The organism is Geothermobacter hydrogeniphilus (assembly GCF_002898515.1).
Classification (GTDB): domain Bacteria; phylum Desulfobacterota; class Desulfuromonadia; order Desulfuromonadales; family Geothermobacteraceae; genus Geothermobacter_A.
Genome location: NZ_PPFX01000002.1, coordinates 135,206 through 155,593 on the forward strand (window position 1 = coordinate 135,206; position 20,388 = coordinate 155,593).

At 57.2% G+C, this 20,388-nt stretch carries 19 protein-coding genes and 1 tRNA gene; all 20 read right to left on the bottom strand.

Annotated elements, in window-relative coordinates:
* Positions 1 to 36 precede the first annotated feature (36 nt).
* On the bottom strand, positions 37 to 861 hold the full coding sequence (gene rplB, locus C2E25_RS01765) for a 50S ribosomal protein L2 (RefSeq protein WP_085009332.1): 825 nt from the start codon (positions 859 to 861) through the stop codon (positions 37 to 39).
* A 31-nt stretch (positions 862 to 892) separates the two neighbouring features.
* Complete coding sequence (locus tag C2E25_RS01770; protein WP_085009333.1) at positions 893 to 1,180, bottom strand: 50S ribosomal protein L23; 288 nt, start codon at positions 1,178 to 1,180, stop codon at positions 893 to 895.
* Positions 1,177 to 1,800 carry a 50S ribosomal protein L4 gene (rplD, locus tag C2E25_RS01775; RefSeq protein ID WP_103114087.1) on the bottom strand — a complete coding sequence of 208 codons (624 nt, stop codon included), beginning with the start codon at positions 1,798 to 1,800 and terminating at the stop codon, positions 1,177 to 1,179. The genes C2E25_RS01770 and rplD overlap by 4 nt, the downstream gene beginning before the upstream one ends.
* A 27-nt stretch (positions 1,801 to 1,827) precedes the next feature.
* Positions 1,828 to 2,469: a 50S ribosomal protein L3 gene (gene rplC, locus C2E25_RS01780; protein ID WP_103114088.1), complete on the bottom strand. Its 642-nt coding sequence runs from the start codon at positions 2,467 to 2,469 to the stop codon at positions 1,828 to 1,830.
* A gap of 33 nt (positions 2,470 to 2,502) precedes the next feature.
* Complete coding sequence (gene rpsJ / locus C2E25_RS01785; protein ID WP_085009336.1) at positions 2,503 to 2,811, bottom strand: 30S ribosomal protein S10; 309 nt, start codon at positions 2,809 to 2,811, stop codon at positions 2,503 to 2,505.
* A 15-nt stretch (positions 2,812 to 2,826) separates the two neighbouring features.
* Positions 2,827 to 4,017: an elongation factor Tu gene (tuf, locus tag C2E25_RS01790; protein ID WP_103114089.1), complete on the bottom strand. Its 1,191-nt coding sequence runs from the start codon at positions 4,015 to 4,017 to the stop codon at positions 2,827 to 2,829.
* Positions 4,018 to 4,038: 21 nt separating this feature from the next.
* Complete coding sequence (gene fusA / locus C2E25_RS01795; RefSeq protein ID WP_103114090.1) at positions 4,039 to 6,117, bottom strand: elongation factor G; 2,079 nt, start codon at positions 6,115 to 6,117, stop codon at positions 4,039 to 4,041.
* A gap of 47 nt (positions 6,118 to 6,164) precedes the next feature.
* The gene (gene rpsG / locus C2E25_RS01800) at positions 6,165 to 6,635 is read right to left on the bottom strand and encodes a 30S ribosomal protein S7 (protein WP_103114091.1); all 471 of its coding nucleotides are present in this window, start codon (positions 6,633 to 6,635) and stop codon (positions 6,165 to 6,167) included.
* 21 nt (positions 6,636 to 6,656) lie between these two features.
* Positions 6,657 to 7,028 carry a 30S ribosomal protein S12 gene (rpsL, locus tag C2E25_RS01805; protein ID WP_085009340.1) on the bottom strand — a complete coding sequence of 124 codons (372 nt, stop codon included), beginning with the start codon at positions 7,026 to 7,028 and terminating at the stop codon, positions 6,657 to 6,659.
* Between the two features lie 149 nt (positions 7,029 to 7,177).
* A complete protein-coding gene (gene rpoC / locus C2E25_RS01810; protein WP_103114092.1) occupies positions 7,178 to 11,359 on the bottom strand; it encodes a DNA-directed RNA polymerase subunit beta' in 4,182 nt (1,393 codons plus the stop codon).
* Positions 11,360 to 11,390: 31 nt separating this feature from the next.
* Positions 11,391 to 15,500, bottom strand: a complete 4,110-nt coding sequence (gene rpoB, locus C2E25_RS01815; protein WP_103114093.1) for a DNA-directed RNA polymerase subunit beta — start codon at positions 15,498 to 15,500, stop codon at positions 11,391 to 11,393.
* A gap of 209 nt (positions 15,501 to 15,709) precedes the next feature.
* The gene (gene rplL, locus C2E25_RS01820; RefSeq protein ID WP_103114094.1) at positions 15,710 to 16,093 is read right to left on the bottom strand and encodes a 50S ribosomal protein L7/L12; all 384 of its coding nucleotides are present in this window, start codon (positions 16,091 to 16,093) and stop codon (positions 15,710 to 15,712) included.
* A 55-nt stretch (positions 16,094 to 16,148) separates the two neighbouring features.
* On the bottom strand, positions 16,149 to 16,667 hold the full coding sequence (gene rplJ / locus C2E25_RS01825; RefSeq protein ID WP_085009344.1) for a 50S ribosomal protein L10: 519 nt from the start codon (positions 16,665 to 16,667) through the stop codon (positions 16,149 to 16,151).
* 223 nt (positions 16,668 to 16,890) lie between these two features.
* Positions 16,891 to 17,592, bottom strand: coding sequence for a 50S ribosomal protein L1 (rplA, locus tag C2E25_RS01830; protein ID WP_085009345.1), 702 nt, complete (start codon positions 17,590 to 17,592; stop codon positions 16,891 to 16,893).
* A gap of 27 nt (positions 17,593 to 17,619) precedes the next feature.
* On the bottom strand, positions 17,620 to 18,045 hold the full coding sequence (gene rplK, locus C2E25_RS01835) for a 50S ribosomal protein L11 (RefSeq protein ID WP_103114095.1): 426 nt from the start codon (positions 18,043 to 18,045) through the stop codon (positions 17,620 to 17,622).
* Between the two features lie 36 nt (positions 18,046 to 18,081).
* Complete coding sequence (gene nusG / locus C2E25_RS01840; RefSeq protein WP_085009347.1) at positions 18,082 to 18,615, bottom strand: transcription termination/antitermination protein NusG; 534 nt, start codon at positions 18,613 to 18,615, stop codon at positions 18,082 to 18,084.
* A gap of 19 nt (positions 18,616 to 18,634) precedes the next feature.
* Entirely contained in the window at positions 18,635 to 18,820 is a 186-nt protein-coding gene (gene secE / locus C2E25_RS01845; protein ID WP_085009348.1) for a preprotein translocase subunit SecE, read from the bottom strand.
* Between the two features lie 36 nt (positions 18,821 to 18,856).
* Positions 18,857 to 18,933, bottom strand: a tRNA-Trp gene (locus C2E25_RS01850).
* Between the two features lie 59 nt (positions 18,934 to 18,992).
* Positions 18,993 to 19,145: a 50S ribosomal protein L33 gene (gene rpmG, locus C2E25_RS01855; protein WP_420094615.1), complete on the bottom strand. Its 153-nt coding sequence runs from the start codon at positions 19,143 to 19,145 to the stop codon at positions 18,993 to 18,995.
* A gap of 51 nt (positions 19,146 to 19,196) precedes the next feature.
* Entirely contained in the window at positions 19,197 to 20,387 is a 1,191-nt protein-coding gene (tuf, locus tag C2E25_RS01860; protein ID WP_103114089.1) for an elongation factor Tu, read from the bottom strand.
* Between the last annotated feature and the right edge of the window lies 1 nt (position 20,388).

A 20,388-nucleotide genomic window follows, 5' to 3' on the forward strand; every position in this document is an offset into this window, starting at 1 on the left:
TATTCTCCTCTAGAATCTCATCCGCGCAGCGGAAACTTATTTCTTACGCCGCCGCACGATAAAGCGGTCGGAACGCTTGTTGGTTCGAGTCTTGTAGCCTTTGGTCGGAACGCCCCAGGGAGTGACCGGATGGCGACCACCGGAACTCTTGCCCTCACCACCACCATGGGGATGATCGACCGGGTTCATGGCGACACCGCGGGACTGCGGGCGCTTGCCGAGCCAGCGGGCGCGGCCGGCCTTGCCAAGCTTGACATTCTCATGGTCAAGATTACCGACCTGACCAACAGTGGCACAACAATCCTGCAGCACCAGTCGGACTTCGCCCGAAGGGAGCCGCAACTGAGCGTACTTGCCTTCTTTGGCGGCGATCATGGCGTAACTGCCGGCACTGCGCGCCAACTGCCCGCCCTTGCCAAGTTTGAGTTCAACATTGTGAACCCAGGTACCGAGCGGTATCGAACGGATCGGCAGGGCGTTGCCGGGCTTGATGTCGGCGCTGCTTGAAGCAATCACCTCCTGGCCGACCTGCAATCCATTCGGAGCCAGGATATAACGCTTTTCACCGTCAGCGTAATGGAGCAGGGCAATACGCGCTGAACGATTCGGATCATACTCAACCCCGACAACCCTGGCCGGGATCTCCTTCTTGTCACGCCGGAAATCGATGATCCGGTATTTGCGCTTATGACCGCCCCCGGTATGCCGCTTGGTGATGCGGCCGTTGTTGTTGCGGCCGCCACTGCTTTTGAGCGGGGCCAGCAGGGACTTCTCGGGCTCCGAACGGGTAATTTCGTCGAAGTTGGCCGAGGTCATATGACGGCGGCCGGCCGATGTCGGTTTATATTTCTTGATGCCCATTATCGCAACTCCCTATCCACTGTCTGAAGACCTAAACCCCGAAGAGATCGATTTCGTTCCCCTCGGCGAGGGTCACATAGGCCTTCTTCCAATTACTGCGCTTACCGAAATTCCGGCCGACACGCTTGACTTTACCAGCGACCAGAACCGTGTTCACTCCCTCAACCTTGACATCGAAGGCTTTTTCCACGGCCTGCTTGATCTCGATCTTGTTGGCAGTACGCGCAACCTCAAAGGCCACAACATTGCCACCCTCACGAACCATGCTGGTTTTTTCAGTAATCAAGGGGCGCTTGATGATCTGATGCAGGGGTTTCATGATGCCAACGCTCCTTCAAGCTGGGCCACGGCGGCCTCAGTCAGTACCAGGTTCGGGTACTTCATAATGTCATACACATTGACGCCCTCGGCGCGCAGAACCTTGACACCGGGAAGATTGCGCGCCGACAGTTCGACGGTCGGTTCGGGCTGATCAATAACCACCAGGGTCTTGTCGAGCTCGAAGCGCGACAAAACTGCGGCAAAGCCCTTGGTGCTGATCGTTTCGAACTTCAGTCCATTGAGAACGGTCAGCTTCTCCTCCTTGTAACGAGCGGAGAGAGCGCTTCGCAGTGCCGCTTTCTTCACCTTGCGATTAAGCTTGAAGGTGTAGTCGCGAGGGGTCGGGCCGAACACCGTACCGCCACCGACAAAGTTGGGAGCCCGCATGGTACCCTGGCGGGCGTTGCCGGTCCCTTTCTGCCGATAGGGCTTCTTGCCGCCACCGGAGACTTCACTGCGCCCCTTGGTCTTGGCCGTTCCCTGACGCTTCTTGGCCAACTGGTAACGAACCATATCGTGGATCAGGTAACCCTTGACGTCGTCGTTGAAAACAGCGTCTGCAAGGTCTCGTTCCCCGACCTCATTTTTATCGATATCAAAAACAGTAATCTTCGCCATTATCTTTCTCCAGGAGCGACCACGCCGTTATTCGGTGGGCAGCTTAACACCGGGACGGATAGTCACAACACTGTTGCGCGACCCCGGAACGGCCCCCTTGATGAGCAGCAGATTCTGCTCGGGGCGAACATCAACGATTGCCAGGTTCTGGGTGGTGACACGCTCATTACCCATCTGACCGGCCATTTTCTTGCCCTTGAAGACCCGTGATGGCCACGCGCTGCAACCGATGGCACCGGGAGCACGATGAAACTTGGAACCATGGCTCGAACGACCACCGGCAAAATTCCACCGCTTCATGACACCCTGGTAGCCCTTACCCTTGCTGGTGCCAGTGATGTCGACGATATCCCCGATCTGGAACATGTCGGCGCAGGTCACCTCGTCACCGACATTAATACCGTCAATATCCTTGACTCGAAATTCTTTAAGGTGAGCAAACGCTCCCTTGCCGGCCTTTTTGAAATGACCCATCTCCGGCTTGTTGACCCGGTGGGCAGCCTTCGGCGCGAATCCGAGCTGTACGGCGTTGTAGCCATCGCTCTCGACGGTTTTCTTCTGCAAAACAACGCAGGGCCCGGCCTCAACAACTGTCACCGGCACCCGCCGCCCGTCGGCCGCGTAGATCTGGGTCATGCCCAGTTTTTTTCCCAAAATTCCCTTGATCATCGTTCGTATCCCTGATGCGACGAAAACGTTTGGTTACAGCTTGATCTCGACATCGACACCCGCTGACAGGTCAAGCTTCATCAGCGCGTCGACCGTCTGCTGGGTCGGCTCAACGATGTCAAGCAACCGCTTGTGGGTACGCATCTCGAACTGTTCACGACTCTTTTTGTCGACATGCGGCCCGCGAAGAACACAGTACTTGTTGATCACGGTCGGCAACGGCACCGGCCCGGCAATCCGAGCGCCGGTCCGCTTCGCGGTGTCGACGATCTCGGTAACGGACTGATCGAGCAGTTTGTGATCGTACGCCTTCAAACGAATTCTTATTTTCTGGCTCTGCATGAAACTGCTCCCTGATTACTCGATAACTTCGCTGACGACGCCGGCACCGACGGTGCGGCCGCCTTCGCGGATGGCGAAACGCAGTTCCTTGTCCATGGCGATCGGGGTGATCAGATTGATCTCCATCGCCACGTTGTCGCCAGGCATGACCATCTCGGTCCCCTCGGGGAGAGTACAGATCCCGGTCACGTCGGTGGTGCGGAAGTAGAACTGCGGACGATAGCCCTTGAAGAATGGGGTATGACGACCACCCTCTTCCTTGGTCAGGATGTAGGCCTCAGCCTTGAACCTGGTGTGCGGGGTGATGCTGCCCGGCTTCGCCAGAACCTGGCCGCGCTCGATCTCCTCGCGCTTCACGCCGCGCAGCAGAACACCGATGTTGTCACCGGCCTGCCCCTGGTCCAGCAACTTGCGGAACATCTCGACGCCGGTCACGACGGTCTTGCTGGTCTCCTTCATGCCGACGATCTCGATCTCCTCGCCGACCTTGACAACCCCGCGCTCGACACGACCGGTGGCCACGGTACCGCGACCGGAAATCGAGAAAACATCCTCGACCGGCATCAGGAAAGGCTTGTCGATGTCACGCTCCGGGGTCGGAATGTAGCTGTCGACCTGAGCCATCAGTTCAAGAACCTTGTCTTTACCAATGGCGTCGTCACGACCTTCGAGGGCGGCCAGAGCACTGCCAGCCACAATCGGAATATCGTCACCGGGGAAGTCGTAGCTGGAGAGCAGCTCGCGAACTTCAAGCTCGACCAGCTCCATCAACTCCTCATCATCGACCATGTCGGCCTTGTTGAGGAAGACAACCATCGCCGGAACACCGACCTGACGGGCGAGCAGGATATGCTCACGGGTCTGCGGCATCGGACCGTCGGCCGCGGACACGACCAGGATCGCGCCGTCCATCTGCGCAGCACCGGTGATCATGTTCTTGACGTAGTCGGCATGACCCGGGCAGTCAACATGGGCGTAATGCCGGGTGTCGGTCTCATATTCGACATGGGCGGTGGCAATGGTGATACCGCGCTCGCGCTCTTCGGGAGCGTTGTCGATCTGGTCAAAGGCCATCGCCTCGGCGCCGCCGGCTTCGGCGAGAACCTTGGTGATAGCGGCAGTCAGCGTGGTCTTGCCATGGTCAACGTGGCCAATGGTGCCGATGTTGACATGGGGCTTTGTTCTTTCAAACTTTTCCTTGGACATGGGGTCGTCCTCCCTGATCCTTTATCCGTTAGCCTTGGCAACGATCTCTTCTGCAATCGAGTTCGGTACCTGCTCATAATGATCGAAAACCATGGTGTAGGTCGCACGGCCCTGGGTCGAGCTGCGCAGATCGGTCGCATAACCGAACATATTTGCCAGCGGCACATGGGCATTCACCACCTGAGCTCCACCGCGACTGTCCATTCCCATAACTTTGCCGCGTCGGCTGCTCAAGTCACCCATGACATCGCCCATATATTCTTCAGGAACCACGACTTCGACCGCCATCATCGGCTCAAGCAGAACCGGTCCAGCCTTTTTGGCCCCCTCTTTAAAGCCCATGGAACCGGCAATCTTGAAAGCCATCTCCGAGGAGTCGACATCATGATAGGAACCGTCAAAGCAAGTCACCTTGACATCGACCATCGGATATCCGGCCACAGGGCCATTCTGACAGGCTTCTTCACAGCCCTTGCCGACCGCCGGGATATATTCTCGCGGGATGACGCCACCCTTGATCTGATCGACGAACTCAAACCCGCCGCCCGGCTCCACCGGCTCAAGCCGCAAATGACAATCACCATACTGTCCACGGCCACCCGATTGACGCACGAACTTGCCCTCTACCTCAACCGTCTTGGTAATAGTTTCACGGTAGGCAACCTGGGGCGCACCGACATTGGCCTCAACTTTGAACTCCCGCTTGAGACGATCGATAATGATCTCAAGATGCAGTTCACCCATTCCGGAAAGAATGGTCTGACCGGTCTCCTCGTCAGTATGACATTGCAGCGAAGGGTCCTCCTGCAGCAACTTCTGCAGTGCGGTTCCGAGTTTCTCCTGATCACCCTTGGTCTTTGGTTCAACGGCGATATGAATGACCGGTTCCGGAAACTCCATCGCCTCCAGGAGACAGGGCTGCTTGTCATCACAGAGAGTATCGCCAGTGGTCGTCGTTTTCAGCCCAACCGCCGCGGCAATATCCCCCGAGTAAACCTGCTTGATTTCCTCCCGCTTGTTGGCGTGCATTTTCAACAGCCGACCGAACCGTTCTTTTTTCTGCTTGGTCGAGTTCAGCACCGAAGCGCCGGACTCAGCGACTCCGGAGTAAACCCTGAAGAAGGTCAACTGACCGACAAACGGGTCGGTCATGATCTTGAACGCCAGAGCCGAGAAGGGCCCATTATCATCAGCGGGCCGGGTCAATTCTTCACCATTATCCGGATTGACACCCTTGATGGCGGGAACGTCAAGCGGCGACGGCATGTAATCAACCACAGCATCAAGCAGGGTCTGAACACCCTTATTCTTAAAGGCGGACCCACAGAGGACCGGATTGATATGCAGACCAATGGTCGCCTTACGGATGCCGGCCTTAACCTCGTCGATCGTCAACTCTTCACCGGCAAGATACTTCTCCATCAGCTCTTCATCCTGAGAGCTGATTTCTTCAATCATCGCCTCACGGGCAGCCTCGGCCTCACCCTTCAGGTCATCAGGGATGTCGATCACCTCGTAGTTGGCACCCATCGACTCATCATCCCAGACAATCGCCCTCATCTGCACCAAGTCGATGACACCACGAAATTGATCTTCCCTGCCAATCGGCAACTGAATCGGTACCGGATTGGCACCAAGCCGATCACGCATCATGTCGATGCCTCGCTGAAAATCGGCACCAATACGATCCATCTTATTGATGAAAGCTATCCGCGGAACACCATATTTGTCGGCCTGCCGCCAGACGGTCTCAGACTGGGGCTCGACACCGCCAACCGAGCAGAAGACCGCGATCGATCCATCAAGCACCTTCAGCGAGCGCTCAACCTCGATCGTAAAGTCGACATGCCCCGGGGTGTCAATGATGTTGACCCGATGATCATTCCAGAAACAGGTCGTCGCGGCGGAGGTAATAGTGATACCACGCTCCTGCTCCTGCTCCATCCAGTCCATGGTGGCAGCACCATCATGGACTTCACCGATCTTGTGAGAGACCCCCGTATAATAGAGAATCCGCTCAGTGGTCGTTGTCTTGCCGGCATCAATATGAGCCATAATGCCGATATTACGCGTCTTTTCAAGTGCTACTTTACGTGCCACGTCTTTCAAGCCTCAGTCGGACCGCACATTCCGACCAGAAAATATAACTACCAGCGATAATGGGCGAAGGCCTTGTTGGCCTCGGCCATCCGATGGGTATCCTCACGCTTCTTGACCGAATTGCCGCGATTCCCGGCAGCATCCAGAAGCTCTCCAGCCAACCGCTCACGCATGGTCTTTTCACCACGTTGCCGCGAATAGTTGATCAGCCAGCGCATGGCAAGGGCATTACGGCGATCAGAACGAACCTCCACCGGCACCTGATAAGTCGAACCACCAACACGGCGGGACTTGACTTCCAGCACCGGACGAACATTCTCAAGCGCCTTCTTGAAGACCTCAAGCGGGTCGTCTCCGGTACGCTCGGCAATCAGATCAAAAGCGCCGTAGACGATTCCCTCAGCGGTACTCTTCTTACCGTCAAGCATGATGCTGTTGACAAACTTGGCCAGCATCCGATCATGATACTTCGGATCGGGCAGAATAACACGCTTCGGAACTTCTCTTCTTCTAGGCATAACGACCTCTCAAAACCTATCTTATTTCGGGCGCTTGGCGCCGTACTTGGAACGTCCCTGGCGGCGATCCTGCACACCGGCCAGATCAAGAGCACCACGCACGATGTGATAACGAACACCCGGCAAGTCCTTGACACGGCCGCCACGAATCAACACCACGGAGTGCTCCTGCAGGTTATGGCCGACCCCGGGAATATAGGAGGTCACCACAATGCCGTTGGTCAGCCGCACACGCGCCACCTTACGCAAAGCCGAGTTCGGCTTCTTCGGCGTCGTCGTATAAACGCGTGTACAGACACCGCGCCGCTGCGGACAGCACTGCAGTGCCGGCGCGGTCGATTTATTGATTTTCTTCTTACGTCCCTTACGGATCAATTGATTGATCGTCGGCATTCAAAGACTCCCATTTTCTCAGTAAGCTTCCTTGCAAAAGAGCGTACGGCTCCTTCGGGGGAAAACCCGCTGAATCTATCAATCGGCCTCCCTCTTGTCAAGGACTTTTTGGACTGTTTTTCCTTTTTCCGGCAACGCCGGAAAAAGGGCTAATTTACGGTTTCGGAGGGCCCTTCGGCAGCACTTTCGGCGACCTCCTCGGCCTCCTCGTCGATCTCTTCCGGCTCCTCCATGAACTCTTCGGGATCCTCGATCAGCAGCTGGGCGCTGCGATACTTCATAACCCCAGTTCCGGCGGGAATCAGCCGTCCCATGATGACGTTCTCCTTGAGCCCACGCAACTGATCCACCTTGCCCTCGATAGCGGCCTGGGTCAGCACCTTGGTGGTTTCCTGGAAGGAGGCGGCCGAAATAAAGGATTCGGTCGACAACGAAGCTTTGGTGATACCGAGCATCAACGGTTCACCCACGGCCGGCTGGCCGCCGGCGGTCAGAACCCGCTCGTTCTCTTCTTCGAACCGCCAACGTTCCACCTGGTCATCAACCAGGAAGCCGGTGTCGCCAACCTCCTTGATCTTGATGCGGCGCAGCATCTGGCGGACGATAACCTCGATATGCTTGTCGTTGATCCCGACCCCCTGCAGGCGATAAACCTCCTGCACCTCATCGACCAGGTACTTCGAAAGCTCTTCTTCACCGAGCACCTGGAGAATATCGTGGGGGTTGGAAGAGCCGTCCATCAAGGCCTCACCGGCCTTGACGAAGTCGCCCTCATGAACCGAGATGTGCTTGCCCTTGGCAATCAGGTATTCCTTGCTTTCACCCAGTTCGGGGGTTACAACCACCTTGCGCTTACCCTTGGAATCCTTGCCGAAGGAAACGATACCATCGATTTCCGAGATGACGGCATACTCTTTCGGCTTACGGGCCTCGAACAGTTCGGCAACCCGCGGCAGACCACCGGTGATGTCCTTGGTCTTGGTGGTTTCCCGCGGGATCTTGGCGAGGATCTCTCCGGCACCGACCTCGATACCTTCAGGGGCGATAATATTGGCCCCGACAGGGAGCATGTAACGTGCCGGCTGGCCATTGGGCAACTTGGCAGTCTTACCATCCTCGCCCTTGAGAGTGATCCGCGGACGCTTGTCAATATTCTTGCTTTCAACAACAACTTTACGCGCCAGTCCGGTCACCTCGTCAAGCTGTTCCTCCATGGTGACACCCTCGATGATATCCCCGAAACGAACATGTCCGGAAATCTCGGTGAGGATCGGCATGGTGTAGGGATCCCACTCCGCCAGCAGCGCCCCGGGCTTGACCTCGCCGTCGGGCCCGACCGGCAGATGGGCACCATAGACGACTCCGTAACGCTCACGCTCACGCCCGGTTTCGTCGACAACCGCGATTTCACCGTTACGGTTCATGACCACGTGGTGGCCCTCACGGTTCACGACGGTGTTGAGATTGATGTATTTCAAAGTTCCATCAAAACGGGCCTCCAGGGAGGTCTGCTCGGCCTTCTTGGCGGCGGTCCCGCCGATATGGAAGGTCCGCATGGTCAGCTGGGTTCCCGGTTCGCCGATCGACTGGGCGGCGATGACGCCGACTGCCTCACCGAGGTTGACCATGTGTCCGCGTGCCAGGTCCCGCCCATAGCAGAGGGCGCAGATACCGCGCTTGCTCTGGCAGGTCAACACCGAGCGGATACTCAGCTTCTCGATTCCGGCATTCTCGATTTTAGCCACCTGCTCCTCGGTGAACTCCTGATCAGCCTCGACCAGAACTTCATCCGTCACCGGATCAAGAACATCTTCAAGAGACGTTCTGCCAAGGATCCGGTCACCGAGCCGTTCGATCACTTCTCCCCCCTCGGTCAACGATGAAACCTCGATGCCGTTGAGGGTGCCGCAGTCCTGCTCGGTGACGATGGCGTCCTGGGCAACATCGACCAGGCGTCGGGTCAGGTAACCGGAGTTGGCGGTCTTCAGCGCGGTGTCGGCCAGACCCTTGCGGGCACCGTGGGTCGAAATGAAGTACTGCAGAACCGTCAGGCCCTCACGGAAGTTGGCGGTGATCGGGGTCTCAATGATCGAACCGTCCGGCTTGGCCATCAGACCACGCATACCGGCCAACTGACGAATCTGCTGGGCACTGCCCCGGGCGCCGGAGTCGGCCATCATATGGATGGCGTTCAGCGAGGGGATGGTTCGTTTCTCCCCGGTACGGGGGTCTTCGACCTCATCTATGGAAAGATTGCCGAGCATGATTTCGGCAATATCCTCGGTACACTTGGCCCAGATATCGATGACCTTGTTGTAACGCTCGCCATCGGTGATCAAACCCTCAGTGTACTGCTGCTGGATCTCGGTGACCTCCTTGACAGCGGCATCGATATAATCCTGCTTGTTTTCCGGAATAACCATGTCATCGAGACAGATGGAAATCCCCGCCAGGGTCGAAAAACGATAGCCGGTTGCCTTAAGACGATCGGCGAGAATAACCGTGTCCTTGTTGCCGGCAAGCCGGAAGGAGGCATCGATCAACTCGGCAACATTTTTCTTCCCCATCACCTTGTTGATATAACTGAAGGGGATCGACGCGGGCAGCACCTCATGCAGCAGGACGCGACCGACGGTGGTTTCGACCAGTTCCGGCGACTGCCCGGCTACGGGAGACAAACGGACCTTGATCTTTGCCTGCAGATCGGCCTCCCCGGCATCATAGGCACGGCGCACCTCGTCCTCATCAGCAAAGGTCTGCCCTTCCCCCGGCACGAAGGCCCGCTCACGGGTCATATAGTAGAGACCGAGGATCATATCCTGCGACGGAACGATGATCGGCTTGCCGTGCGCCGGGGAGAGGATGTTGTTGGTCGACATCATCAGCACCCGGGCCTCGATCTGGCTCTCAATCGAAAGCGGCAGGTGAACCGCCATCTGGTCGCCGTCGAAGTCGGCGTTGAAAGCGGTACAGACCAGCGGATGCAACTGAATTGCCTTGCCCTCGATCAGCACCGGTTCAAAAGCCTGGATACCGAGGCGGTGCAGGGTGGGGGCACGGTTGAGCATCACCGGATGTTCCTTGATGACCTCTTCGAGAACATCCCACACCTCCGGCTTTTCCTTCTCCACCATCTTCTTGGCGCTCTTGATGGTGGTGCAGAAGCCGCGTTCTTCAAGCCGGTTGTAGATGAACGGCTTGAACAGTTCGAGGGCCATCTTCTTCGGCAACCCGCACTGGTGCAGCTTCAACTCGGGGCCGACAACGATAACCGAACGACCGGAATAATCGACACGCTTGCCGAGCAGGTTCTGCCGGAACCGGCCACCCTTGCCCTTGAGCATGTCGGAGAGAGATTTCAGCGGACGTTTGTTGGGGCCGGTAATCGCCCGCCCGCGTCGACCGTTGTCAAACAGGGCATCGACCGCCTCCTGCAGCATCCGTTTCTCGTTACGGATAATGACATCCGGAGCACGCAGTTCCATCAACCGCTTGAGTCGATTATTGCGGTTGATCACCCGACGATAGAGGTCGTTCAGGTCGGAGGTCGCGAAACGGCCGCCGTCAAGAGGAACCAGCGGACGCAGTTCCGGCGGCAGCACCGGGATCGTCTCAAGAATCATCCACTCGGGACGGTTGCCGCTGTCGCGGAAGGCATCGACCACCTTGAGTCGCTTGGCGGTCTTTTTCCGCTTGGCCTCGCTCGCGGCTTCCTTCATCTCCAGCCGCAGGGTGGTCCCGAGTTCCTCGAGGTCGATGGCCATCAGCAGTTCACGGATGGCCTCGGCCCCCATGCCGGCGGTAAACTGGCCGGCGAACTCGTCCATCGCCTCACGGTACTTGTCCTCGGTCAGCAACTGGCCGACCGTCAGCGCGGTATCGCCGGCGTCCAGAACAATATAGGCCTCGAAATAGAGAACCCGCTCAACCTCTTTCAGGGTCAGGTCGAGGAGGGTCGATATGCGGCTCGGAAGCGACTTGAGGAACCAGATATGCGCCACCGGGCAGGCCAGGTCGATATGCCCGAGCCGCTCACGACGCACCTTGCTGGGAATGACCTCGACGCCGCACTTTTCGCAGACGATGCCGCGGTGTTTCATGCGCTTGTACTTACCGCAATTACACTCGTAGTCCTTGGTCGGACCGAAAATCTTGGCGCAGAACAAGCCATCACGCTCAGGCTTGAACGTCCGGTAGTTGATCGTCTCCGGCTTTTTGACCTCGCCGAAGGAACGCTCGCGGATCGCCTCGGGAGAGGAAACCGAGAGACGGATGGCGTTGAAGTTCAACGGATCTTTCGGCCGCTCAAACAGACTGAAAATATCTTCCAAAACACATCCTCCTTAGTGGATGGCAGCTTTTTTACGCGTCGTCCTCTTCCAGCAGCTCTACATCGAGACAGAGCGACTGCAGTTCCTTGACCAGCACGTTGAAGGACTCGGGCAGGCCGGCCTCCAGGGTGTGCTTGCCTTTGACGATCGCCTCGTACATCCGGGTCCGACCGGCAACATCATCCGATTTGACGGTGAGGAATTCCTGCAGCGCGTGAGCCGCGCCGTAGGCTTCCATCGCCCAGACCTCCATCTCCCCGAGACGCTGGCCACCGAACTGCGCCTTGCCACCGAGCGGTTGCTGGGTAACAAGACTATAGGGACCGATGGAACGGGCATGGATCTTGTCATCAACCAGATGGTGCAGCTTGAGCATATACATGATGCCCACGGTGACCTGTTCCTTGAAGGGTTCGCCGGTCTTGCCGTCGTAAAGGGTCATCTGGCCGCTGGTGGGAACCCCGGCCTTCTCCATCTGCGCCTTCATCTGCTCCTCGCTGACACCTTCGAAAACCGGCGTCGCCATCGGCACACCGGAAGAAAGCCGGCGGGCAAGACTGCGGGTTTCAGAGTCGGAAAGGCCGTCAATGAAAGAATTCAGTTCTTTATTACCATAACACGACTTGATCTGCTTCTTCATCGCCGCGGTGCTGAACCTGGTTTCCATCATCTGCTGAATCTGCTGCCCCAGGCCGCGAGCGGCGAGTCCGAGATGGGTCTCCAGAATCTGCCCGACGTTCATACGCGATGGCACGCCGAGGGGATTGAGGACAATCTCAACCGGTGTTCCGTCAGCCATATAAGGCATGTCTTCTTCCGGCAGGATGCGGGAAAGGACACCCTTGTTGCCGTGGCGTCCGGCCATCTTGTCACCGACCGAAAGTTTGCGCTTGATGGCGATATAAACCTTGACCATCTTGATCACGCCCGGCGGCAGATCATCGCCACGCTTGAGCTTCTCGATCTTGTCGCTGAAAACACCGCGGATCAGCTCTTCCCGCTCGGAAAGACGAGCGAACAGAGTGGCGACCTTCTCCTCAACCTCGTCGGCCTTGGCGAGGCTGATCTCCTGCCACTGGCTGAAGGGAACCTTGTCAAGGGATTCGGCCGTAAGCTTTTTGCCCTTGCTGATGACCACCTTGCCGGTCACATCGTTAACAGTAACCGCCGAGGTCTGGCCGACCAGCAGCTGTTCAAGCTTACCGTGGGCCGATTCCCGGATGATGCGGATCTCATCATCCTGGTCCTTGAGAAGTTTTTCGATTTCGGCATTCTCGATCAACTCGGTGCGGGCATCCTTGTCGGACCCTTTGCGCGAGAAAACCCGTGCCCCGATCACCACACCTTCAACCCCCGGCGGCACCCGCAGCGAGGTGTCACGAACGTCACCGGCTTTTTCGCCGAAAATGGCGCGCAGCAGTTTTTCCTCCGGGGAAAGCTGGGTTTCGCCCTTCGGAGTGATCTTGCCGACCATGATATCACCCGGTTTGACTTCGGCGCCGATGCGGATAATACCGGATTCATCGAGATCGGCCAGAGCATCCTCTCCGAGGTTGGGAATATCGTCGGTAATCTCTTCCTTGCCGAGCTTGGTGTCGCGGGCGACACACTCGAACTCCTCGACATGGATCGAGGTATAGCGATCCTCCTTGACCAGTTTTTCGCTGATCAGGATCGAATCCTCGAAGTTGTAACCATGCCAGGGCATGAAAGCGACCAATACGTTCTGGCCGAGGGCCAGCTCCCCGTACTGAGTCGACGGACCGTCGGCGATAATCTCGCCCCGCTTGACATGATCACCCACTTCAACGATCGGCTTCTGGTTGAGGCAGGTGTTCTGATTGGAACGGATGAACTTGATCATGTTGTAGATATCAACACCGGTGCCGGTCTCGTCAATCTCACCCTCATCGATCTTGACCACGATCCGGTCGGCGTCGACCGCCTCGACAATACCATCGTGACGCGCCACCACCGCGGCGCCCGAATCGTGGGCGACAACCCGCTCCATGCCGGTACCGACCAGCGGCGCGTCGGCACGCAGCAGAGGAACCGCCTGGCGCTGCATGTTCGACCCCATCAGAGCGCGGTTGGCGTCGTCATTTTCCAGAAACGGAATCAGGGCCGCGGCAACCGAAACCAGCTGTTTCGGAGAGACATCCATCAACTGGATGTCATCGCGGTTCATCAGCATGAACTCACCACTCTGCCGGGCATTGACCAGTTCGTTGACGAACCGGCCCTTGTCGTCGAGCGGCGCGTTGGCCTGGGCGATGGCGTGCCCCTCTTCTTCAAGCGCTGAAAAGTACTTGATCTCTGCGGTCACCTTGCCGTCCTTGACAATCCGGTACGGGGTCTCGACAAAACCATGCTCGTTGATCCGCGCGTAGGTCGACAGCGAGGCGATCAGACCGATGTTCGGTCCCTCCGGGGTCTCGATCGGACAGACCCGCCCGTAATGGGTCGGGTGTACGTCACGAACCTCGAATCCCGCCCGTTCACGGGTCAGACCACCCGGGCCAAGCGCCGACAGGCGTCGCTTGTGAGTGATCTCGGAAAGCGGATTGGTCTGGTCCATGAACTGGGAAAGCTGGGAAGAGCCGAAGAACTCCTTGACCACTGCCGAGACCGGCTTGGAATTGACCAGGTCATGCGGCATCAGGCTGTCGGCTTCCTGCAGGCTCATGCGCTCCTTGATGGCACGCTCCATGCGCACCAGACCGACCCGGTACTGGTTCTCCAGCAGTTCTCCGACAGCGCGAACGCGACGGTTGCCGAGATGATCGATGTCATCGATGGAACCCTTGCCGTTGCGCAGGTCAACAAGGTAGCGCACCACCTCAAGGATATCTTCCTTCGTCAGCGTGCTGTGCTCCAGCGGAGTCTCCAGCCCGAGTTTGTAATTCAGCTTCAGGCGGCCGACGGCAGAGAGATCGTAACGATCGGGGTTAAAGAACAGTCCCTCGAAGAGCGCGGTGGCACTGCGCAGGGTCGGCGGATCTCCAGGACGCAGGCGGCGGTAGATCTCGATAATCGCCTCTTCCTCGTTGGCAACCTTGTCGAGCAGCAGGGTATCGCGCAGGTAAGGGCCGACATAGAGGTTATCGATGAACAGCAGGTTGAACTGCTCGATGCCACGCTGCTTGATTTCCTCCAGTTTGGCTTCAGTCACCTCTTCATTGCACTCGATGACCACCTCACCGGTGGCGGTGTCCACCACGTCAGTGGAAGCGATACGACCGACCAGGGACTCCTCGGCCACGACGATCGAATCGACCTTGGCCTCTTCGATTTTACGCAGCGCGGCCTTGGTGAACTTGCGGCCGGCCTTGACCAGAACTTCTCCCTTGCTGTTACAGACATCGGTTTCGGCCCGTTGACCGGCCAGCAGTTCAAGGTTGACGGTTTTCCTGAACTGCCCGTCACTGAAAGAAATCTGTTCGGTGTCGTAATAATAGTTGAGCAACTCCTCCGTGCTGTAGCCCAGGGCCTTGAGCAACACAGTGGCGGGCAGTTTTCGCCGACGATCGATGCGCACGTAGAGGATATCTTTATGGTCAAAATCAAAGTCGAGCCAGGACCCTCGGTAGGGAATCACCCGGGCGCTGAACAGGATCTTGCCGGAGGAATGAGTCTTCCCCTTGTCATGGTCGAAAAAGACCCCGGGGGAACGATGCAACTGGCTGACGATGACTCTTTCAGTCCCGTTGATAATAAAGGTGCCGTTTTCGGTCATCAGCGGAATTTCACCGAAATAGACTTCCTGCTCCTTGATGTCACGAATCGACTGAACTCCCGATTCCTTGTCGACATCCCAGGAAACCAGGCGCACCCGAACCTTGACCGGAGCGGCGAAAGTCATACCGCGCTGATGACATTCTTCCACATCGTACTTCGGTGTACCGAGGGAATAGGAGACGTATTCCAGAGAACTGGTCTCACTGAAATCGCGGATCGGAAAAACCGAACGAAAAACCGCTTCCAGCCCGATGCACTGACGCGCCGACGCGGGCAGGTCAGACTGCAGAAAACGTTTATAGGAGTTTTTCTGAATGTCGATGAGGTTGGGGATATCAATAATTTTCTTGATATCGGCGAAGTGCTTCCTCAGCAACTGGTTATTCGCAATCGAATAAGCCATGGGTTCTCCTTTGATGTGTCCACGTAACGCCGGCCGGGCGTCCGCAGAACCCCTTTGGAATCAAGACTTTACTTGTTCGGGGCGATTGCCCGGAACAACCCCTCGCCAGGGCCGCTGACGGCGGTGGGAAACAGCCCGGGCATATGAAAGTAAGAATAGCCAAGGCCGCGAGGCGACCTTGGCTTGACACAGAATGTATGGATCAGGAACTATTTGAGTTCCACCGAAGCGCCGGCTTCTTCCAGCTGCTTCTTGATGTCTTCGGCCTCATCCTTGCCGGCCGCTTCCTTGATGGTGTTCGGAGCACCGTCAACCATTTCCTTGGCTTCTTTCAGACCCAGGCCGGTGATGGCGCGAACCACCTTGATGACGTTGATCTTCTTGTCGCCGACAGCGGTCAGGACAACATCGAACTCGTCTTTCTCTTCGGCCGCGGCAGCTTCACCACCGGCGACGGGACCGGCGGCCACGGCAACCGGAGCGGCGGCGGACACGCCGAACTTGTCTTCCAGTTCCTTGACCAGTTCGGACAGTTCCAGCACCGACATGTTCTCGATGAACTCAATAACCTGTTCTTTGGTAACTTCAGCCATGATTCAATTCTCCGTATAAATAGAAAGTGTTTAAAATTTTGTTTCAAATCCCTGTTCAGGCGGCTTTCTTTTCCTGCACGGCGGCAAGAACCTGAACCAGGGACCGCGGAACGGCGGCCAGTACACCAACGAAGTTGCTGACCGGCGCATTGATCGAACCGAGCATCTTGGCCAGCAGAACTTCGCGGCTGGGCAGATCGGACAGTGCCTTGATGGCGTCCAGGTCGAGCGCCTTGCCTTCGAGGGATCCACCCTTGAGCTCGAATTTGCCGTTGGCCTTGGCAAAATCACTGAGGACCTTGGCCGGGGCCACCGGGTCATCACCGGCGATGGCAAGCGCCGTCGGGCCGTTCAGAAATTCCTCAAGGCAGGCATTGTCGGTATCCTTGATGGCAAGCTTGAGCAGAGTGTTCTTGACCACTTTGTACTCAACACCAGCTTCACGAAGCTTGCCACGCAGATCATTGACTTCTTCGACAGTCAGCCCACGGTAATCGGCCACAAATGTAGCGGTCGCGGCTGACAGCTTGCCGTTCAATTCGGCGACAACTTCCTGTTTCGTATTTCGATTCAACGTCTCTCCTCCTTTCTTCGGTATTTCCGGATGCCTCGTGGGTCCGGGACCCAGTCTGAGGCGCGGGAGAGACGATTCAGAGGTCGTCCTTCCGTCCTCGGCCTCGGCAGGTGGCGAGTTCCATTAAACGCGCATGCGTACCTGCTGTCTTTGACCGGGTGCTGAAAGCTATGTCTGAACTGACCGACAGGTCAGGTTGAAGGTCTTTAATCCTTCATCTTTCTTATTTGACCAGAGCCTGCAGGGCGGGGACATCGAGATTGATGCCGGGGCCCATGGTGCTTGAGAGACTGACCTTCTTCAGGTACGTCCCCTTGGCAGTACTCGGTTTAGCCTTGATCAGAGCATCCATCAGGGCGAGAACATTGCCCTGCAGTTTCTCAACATCAAAGGACACCTTGCCCACCGGGGCATGAATAATCCCGGCTTTCTCGACACGGTATTCAACCTTGCCCGACTTGGCCTCTTCAACCGCCCTGGTAACTTCAAAAGTCACAGTGCCGACCTTGGGATTCGGCATCAGACCACGCGGTCCGAGCAGGCGGCCGATCTTGCCGACCGTTCCCATCATGTCAGGCGTCGCGATAGCGGTATCGAAATCGAACCAGCCTTCTTTGATTTTCTCGACAAGGTCCTCGCCGCCGACGAAATCGGCCCCGGCAGCAGTTGCCTCCTGGGCTTTCTCGCCCTTGGCGAAGACAACAACACGAACCGTCTTGCCGAGCCCGTTGGGAAGCACTACCGCGCCGCGAACCATCTGGTCAGCCTTGCGCGGATCAACTCCGAGCCGAACCGCCATATCCACGGTTTCATCGAATTTGGCATGCGCAGTTTCCTTGAGCAGCGCCAGCGCTTCATCAAGCGCGTAGGTCGATTCACGATCGACCTTGCCCTTGGCTTCAGTATGTTTTTTTCCTACCGCCATGGTTCAATCTCCAACTGGAACGGAATGTTACCCTTCAACCTCGAGACCCATGCTGCGCGCGGTACCTTCCACGGTTCGCATCGCTGCCTCAATGTCAAAAGCGTTAAGATCGGGCATCTTGATCTGGGCGATTTCCCACACCTGATCACGCGTAACCTTGCCACACTTTTCCTTGTTCGGAACTCCGGAGCCCTTCTGCAGCTTGGCCGCCTTGAGCAGCAGTACCGCCGCCGGCGGAGTCTTGGTGATAAAGGAAAATGAGCGATCGGCATAGACGGTGATAACCACCGGAATGATCATGCCGGCTTCGCTCTGGGTCTTGGCATTGAACGCCTTGCAGAACTCCATGATGTTGACACCGTGCTGACCGAGCGCCGGGCCGACCGGAGGCGAGGGGTTTGCCTGTCCGGCAGGGATCTGCAGCTTAATCTGTCCAATAACCTTCTTGGCCATGAGAGACTCCTTGAGTGAAAACTATCGCGACCAGCGTCAGCTGGTTTTTTCGACCTGTATAAATTCAAGTTCGACCGGGGTCACCCGACCGAAAATACTGACCATGACTTTGAGCTTCGCCCGCTCCGGCTTGACATCTTCAACCACGCCGGTGAAATTGAGAAACGGGCCATCAATGACACGCACCGTCTCGCCGACTTCAAATTCAACCTTCGGCTTGGGATGGTCGACACCTTCCTCCATCCGACTTGCGATCTTGGCAACCTCTTCGTCCGGGATCGCGGGCGGGTTGGTACCACCGCCGACAAAACCGGTCACTTTGGGGGTATCCTTGACAACGTGCCAGGTTTCGTTGGTCAATTCCATCTGCACCAGGATGTAACCGGGAAAGAACTTGCGCGTAGAAGTCTTGCGTTCGCCCTTCTTCAGTTCCACCACAGTCTCGGACGGGATCAGGATTTCACCGAACTCCTCCTCGGCGCCCAACTGCCGGATTCGCTCTTCCAGATTGGCCTTGACCTTGTTTTCATAACCGGAGTAAGTGTGAACTCCATACCATTTCATCGTCATCGGAACCTCCCCTCCACCTTCAATTAAGCAGCATGCGAACTGCGGTGGACAAGGCCGAATCGACCACCCAGAGAAAAACCGCAACAATCATGACCAGTACAACCACCACGATGGTCGAACTGTAGGTCTCCTTGCGGGTGGGCCAGGTAACTTTTTTCAGTTCACTCTTGACGTTGCCGAGAAACTCGTTCGTTTTGCCAATCACTATGCGCTTCTCCAATCCTGGAGAGGGTTATTAAAGTGGCAGGCCAGGAGGGACTCGAACCCCCAACCCCCGGTTTTGGAGACCGGTGCACTAGCCAATTGTGCTACTGGCCTGCAGACAAAAAGCCACAGCGGACTGCGGCCGAAACCATGAACGACCGGATGATCACCGACTACTTGGTTTCCTTGTGCGGTGTATGCTTGCGGCAGAACCGACAGTATTTCTTGAACTCAAGCCGGTCCGGCGTGGTCTTCTTGTTCTTGGTGGTCGTATAATTTCGCTGCTTGCACTCAGTGCAAGCGAGAGTAACAATATCCCGCATGATAAAAATTCCTCAGCCCCCTCCCGCACGGGAGGGGGCCTGTATGCCCTTAAATTACTCGATAACTTCGCTGACGACGCCGGCACCGACGGTGCGGCCGCCTTCGCGGATGGCGAAACGCAGTTCCTTGTCCATGGCGATCGGGGTGATCAGATTGATCTCCATCGCCACGTTGTCGCCAGGCATGACCATCTCGGTCCCCTCGGGGAGAGTACAGATCCCGGTCACGTCGGTGGTGCGGAAGTAGAACTGCGGACGATAGCCCTTGAAGAATGGGGTATGACGACCACCCTCTTCCTTGGTCAGGATGTAGGCCTCGGCCTTGAACCTGGTGTGCGGGGTGATGCTGCCCGGCTTCGCCAGAACCTGGCCGCGCTCGATCTCCTCGCGCTTCACGCCGCGCAGCAGAACACCGATGTTGTCACCGGCCTGCCCCTGGTCCAGCAACTTGCGGAACATCTCGACGCCGGTCACGACGGTCTTGCTGGTCTCCTTCATGCCGACGATCTCGATCTCCTCGCCGACCTTGACAACCCCACGCTCGACACGACCGGTGGCCACGGTACCGCGACCGGAAATCGAGAAAACATCCTCGACCGGCATCAGGAAAGGCTTGTCGATGTCACGCTCCGGGGTCGGAATGTAGCTGTCGACCTGAGCCATCAGTTCAAGAACCTTGTCTTTACCAATGGCGTCGTCACGACCTTCGAGGGCGGCCAGAGCACTGCCGGCCACAATCGGAATATCGTCACCGGGGAAGTCGTAGCTGGAGAGCAGCTCGCGAACTTCAAGCTCGACCAGCTCCATCAACTCCTCGTCATCGACCATGTCGGCCTTGTTGAGGAAGACAACCATCGCCGGAACACCGACCTGACGGGCGAGCAGGATATGCTCACGGGTCTGCGGCATCGGACCGTCGGCCGCGGACACGACCAGGATCGCGCCGTCCATCTGCGCAGCACCGGTGATCATGTTCTTGACGTAGTCGGCATGACCCGGGCAGTCAACATGGGCGTAATGCCGGGTGTCGGTCTCATATTCGACATGGGCGGTGGCAATGGTGATACCGCGCTCGCGCTCTTCGGGAGCGTTGTCGATCTGGTCAAAGGCCATCGCCTCGGCGCCGCCGGCTTCGGCGAGAACCTTGGTGATAGCGGCAGTCAGCGTGGTCTTGCCATGGTCAACGTGGCCGATGGTGCCGATGTTGACATGGGGCTTTGTTCTTTCAAACTTTTCCTTGGACATT